Source organism: Planctomycetota bacterium (assembly GCA_026387035.1).
Taxonomy (GTDB): domain Bacteria; phylum Planctomycetota; class Phycisphaerae; order FEN-1346; family FEN-1346; genus JAPLMM01.
The window spans coordinates 1-3,896 of sequence record JAPLMM010000062.1 but is presented as its reverse complement, the minus strand read 5'-3'; the positions used below and the strand labels follow the sequence as shown (position 1 = coordinate 3,896).

Sequence of the window (3,896 nt, the reverse complement as noted above, 5' to 3'; positions counted from 1 at the left end):
AACGGCGCGCGGGGGTGATTGCAGATTGGAAATTGGAGATTTCAGATTGAACGGGGGGGCCGATTCCGCCGTTCATCTCCGGTCCAGGGCTTGGCCCTTCTTGCCGAGTTCGAACAGGCACTGGATCTCTTTCTCGGAGAGGGCCCTGGCGAAGACCGCGACCTCGTCGATCAGCCCTCCGAAGTTGTTCTCGACGTAGCCGCTGCCCAGTCGCAGCGGCAACTGCGAGGCGACCGAGGAGTCGTAAGCAGTCTTCTGCTGGTCAGTTTTGACCCCGTTCTTGTACCAGGCGATTGTTTTTTTTTCGAAGTCCCGGACGAGCACCAGATGTGCCCACTGGCCGACGTTCAGGGGCTTGGTCATGGCGATGCTGACGTAGGGATCGACATTGCCGCCGCCCCGGCCGTAGTAGAAGTTGATCCGGCCGTCGGGTTCGAGCGTCATGGTTCCCTCGCCGCCGTAGGCCTTGGCGAACGGATTCTGCCGCACCATCAGCCGCGAAGGCATCAGCCGCAGCGAAACTGTCATGCTGCCGGTGATCTTGAGCGACGGGGGGCTTCCGAAATCGATGGAGTCGGCCTTTCCGTCGAAGCGGAGGGCGTCGCCGACGGGCCCGCCCTCGATTGCGCCGCCGTGGACCGTGCCGTGGTTGCCCAGCCCGCTCAGGTCGCGGACGTACGATGTATTATTGCTTACGAAGAACGTGTTGCGGCTGAAGGTGAGAACGAGGACGGCGCCGGGCGGCAGTTTGGGTTTCGGCTTGAACTTTTCGAGGGCGTCGGCAACGGCCAGGAGGCCGGCCTGGGCCTGTGCCCGCAGCGCATCGACTACGGCGTGCTTTTCGAGGAACACCTCGTAATACATTTTGGCGCGAAGGAGCATGGCCTCCTCCGCGGCCGGCCCCGCTTTGGCCGCGAGGCTCGCGTACCACTGGCCGAGTTTCAGGAGTGCGGCTTCCGGAAGTCGCCCGATGGTCATGCCGGCCAGCAGGATGAGTTTGCTTTCCAGGTCATTGGCGCCGACCGCCAGGTACTTGCCGGCCTGCTCCGGGGCGTCGAGTTCCACGAGGAAGAGCCGCACGACCCGGTCGCGGGCTTCGACGTCGTCCGGCTTCTCCGCCAGGTGGGCCGTCAGCCGGTCCACCTCAGGCTTGATGCGCATGCGTGTCTTCGCCTGGGCGAGCCGCGACTGGAGAGCACGGGCCTCGGGCAAATCAAGGGCCTCGGCGATGTCGAAGGCCCTCAGGTACGTCGCCGCCGCCTTGCCGTAGTCCATCGCGTGCGATTCCTCGGCCCCCTGGGCGGCGAGCAGATCGACCAGGCGCTGCCCGGCCTTGGCCTGCTCCTCGGCGCGGCCGGCCCGATACACCTTCTGCCACAGATCGATCGCCCGGGCCCGAGCGTCGGCGGCGCGTTCGGGCGCGCGCGACGCCAGGAGTTCCAAGGCCTCTGCGGCCACCGGGTAACCCTCGAGGGCCTTGGCAGCCAGTTGGGCGGCCTCCTCCAGGACCCAGATGGCGAGGTCGGGGGGCTGATCCGGTTTACGTGCAAAGGCCACCATCCGCCGCGCCACGTCGATGTCGTCGGCCGCGCTTCGCGTCGCCTTGGCCGCAGCGATGTCCTTGCGGAAGATGGCCTTGGCTTGGTCGTCGGCATCGGCCACTCGGGAGGGGGGCTGGGCGGGCGCAGACGCCAGGGCCGGCACGCCGAACACCAGCACCAGGATTCCCGCCGGGATCAGGAGTCGGCGCACGATCGTCCCTCGCCTTTATGCGGCTACGGCGTATCCAGAGCCTGTTGCACGAACACCACCGCCCCGTCGAGTCCCGGCGCGCCGGGACAAGGGGAGAGGAGCGTCAAAGAGCCTTATGCAAGTTTTTTGGCGATCTCCTCGTCGAGGATGTCTTTCACGGTCAAGGCACGAATCATTATACCAGGGGAGCAATAGGGAAACAACGAGTAACGTAGTGACGGAGTAACGTAGTGCCGAAGTAACGGCGGCTGGCGAAACGGCACACCCTTCAACGCAGAGCACGCCGAGGACGCAGAGAAAGGCAGGAATGGGGGAATGGCGACAGCAAACGGCAAACGACAATGACCAAGGCGAGATCCCTCGGCGGTCAATCGGACCGCGATTCGGCCAGGGTGCGGATCTCATCGAGCAGGGCGTCGAGGAGGTCTTTTTCCGGGACCTTGCGGAGGGCTTTGCCCTCGCGGAAAAGCATGCCGTGGCCCTTTCCGGCGGCCACGCCGACGTCGGCTTCGACCGCCTCGCCCGGACCGTTCACGACGCACCCCATGACGGCCACGGTCAGCGGTTCGAGGACGTCGCGGGTGCGGGCCTTAAGCGCCTCGACCAGTCCGATGAGGTCCACCTCGCACCGGCCGCACGTCGGACATGAAAGAATGCGGATGCCCAGCCGCGGGCGGAGACCCAGTTCGGCGAGGATTTCCTGGGCCATGAGGACTTCGTTCACGGAAGAGCCCGTCAGGCTCACTCGCACGGTGTCGCCGATGCCTTCCGACAGAAGCGTCCCGAGGACGATGGCCGAACGGGTGCGGGCCTCGTCCATCGGCCCGGCGGCGGTGATGCCGAGGTGAAGCGGCAGGTCGCAGGCCTCGGCCAGCAGCCGGTAGGCCTGGAGCGTGGTCGGCACGTCGGACGCCTTGGCCGAGAGCACCAGGTCGCGAAAGCCTTCGGTCTCGGCCTTGCGGACCCATTCCATGAGGACGTCCACCATGAGGCGTGCGAGGTCCCTGCATCCGCGAAGCGGGCGGCTCGAACGGCGTCCCCACCTTTCGCTTCGCTCAAGGTGGGGCTTTGGGCGGCGCGCGCCGCGGACGCTGCCGGAGTTGACGCCGAAACGGATGGGCCGGCCGAGTTCCGCCGCCCGCGCGAGCACCCGGCGCAGGCCGTCCGGATCGTCGATGTTGCCCGGATTGAGGCGGACCTTGGCGACGCCCGCATCGAGGGCCTTGAGCGCGAGCGACGTGGTGAAGTGAATGTCGGCAATCAGGGGGACCGGCGAGGACCGGACGAGTTCCGCCAGGGCGTCGGCGTCGGAAAGCGAAGGGACCGCGACGCGCACGAGATCGCACCCTGCGGCCGCAAGGCGCCGAATCTGAGCCAGCGTCTCCCTCACGTCGCGCGTGTGCGTGGTCGTCATGGACTGGATGCTGACGGGGTGGGCGCCGCCGATCGGCACGGGGCCGACGTGGACCGCCCGGCTCGGACGCCTCGCGAATCGTTTGTCGCCCGCCATGGGCGTCATTATCTTGGGCAGACGGCGGACCTGTCAAGGCCGCACGGCTCAAGCCCGTGCGCACGGCCGGGCAAGACCGGCCGTGCCACACCAGGCACGTATCGCGGCCTCGGCAAATGCCAGAAAATCTTGGCACACCCCGGCGGAAGATGCCGCTTGACACGAGTAGCACTCTTCTGTAGGATGTGCTATCGGCAAAGGAGGGCGGGTCATGAGCGGCACGTTGGTCCGTTTCGGTGTTTCGATGGACGAGCGGCTCCTGAAGGTCCTCGACGGCATCGTGGTCCGGCGCGGGTACACGAGCCGAAGCGAGGCCCTGCGCGATCTCGTGCGGGCCGAGCAGGTCCGCGAGGCCTGGGAGAAGGAAAGCGGGCCCGTCGTCGGCACACTCACACTCATCTACGACCATCACGTGCGGGAACTCGCGGAGCGGCTCGTGAGCCTCCAGCACGACCACCACGGCCTGGTCCACTCGACGATGCACGTCCACCTGTCGCACCGGATGTGCCTGGAGGTGATCGTGCTGAACGGCAAGCCTCAGGAGGTTCAGCGGCTGGCGGACCGCCTGATTGCCGCGAGGGGCGTGAAGCACGGGCGCCTCGTGGCGACGACGGGCGAGGACCTTGTTTAGCCG

Annotated in this window: 3 protein-coding genes; 1 reads left to right on the top strand and 2 read right to left on the bottom strand. The window is 66.6% G+C overall.

The window, feature by feature from the left end:
- Nucleotides 1-72 precede the first annotated feature (72 nt).
- Nucleotides 73-1,752 (bottom strand): LamG domain-containing protein, encoded by a 1,680-nt coding sequence (locus NTX40_01920; GenBank protein ID MCX5647842.1) that lies wholly within the window; start codon nt 1,750-1,752, stop codon nt 73-75.
- A gap of 367 nt (nt 1,753-2,119) precedes the next feature.
- Nucleotides 2,120-3,262 (bottom strand): flavodoxin-dependent (E)-4-hydroxy-3-methylbut-2-enyl-diphosphate synthase, encoded by a 1,143-nt coding sequence (gene ispG, locus NTX40_01915; GenBank protein MCX5647841.1) that lies wholly within the window; start codon nt 3,260-3,262, stop codon nt 2,120-2,122.
- Between the two features lie 211 nt (nt 3,263-3,473).
- On the opposite strand from ispG, the gene nikR reads away from it, so the two are divergent.
- Nucleotides 3,474-3,893, top strand: coding sequence for a nickel-responsive transcriptional regulator NikR (nikR, locus tag NTX40_01910; GenBank protein MCX5647840.1), 420 nt, complete (start codon nt 3,474-3,476; stop codon nt 3,891-3,893).
- Nucleotides 3,894-3,896: the final 3 nt, after the last annotated feature.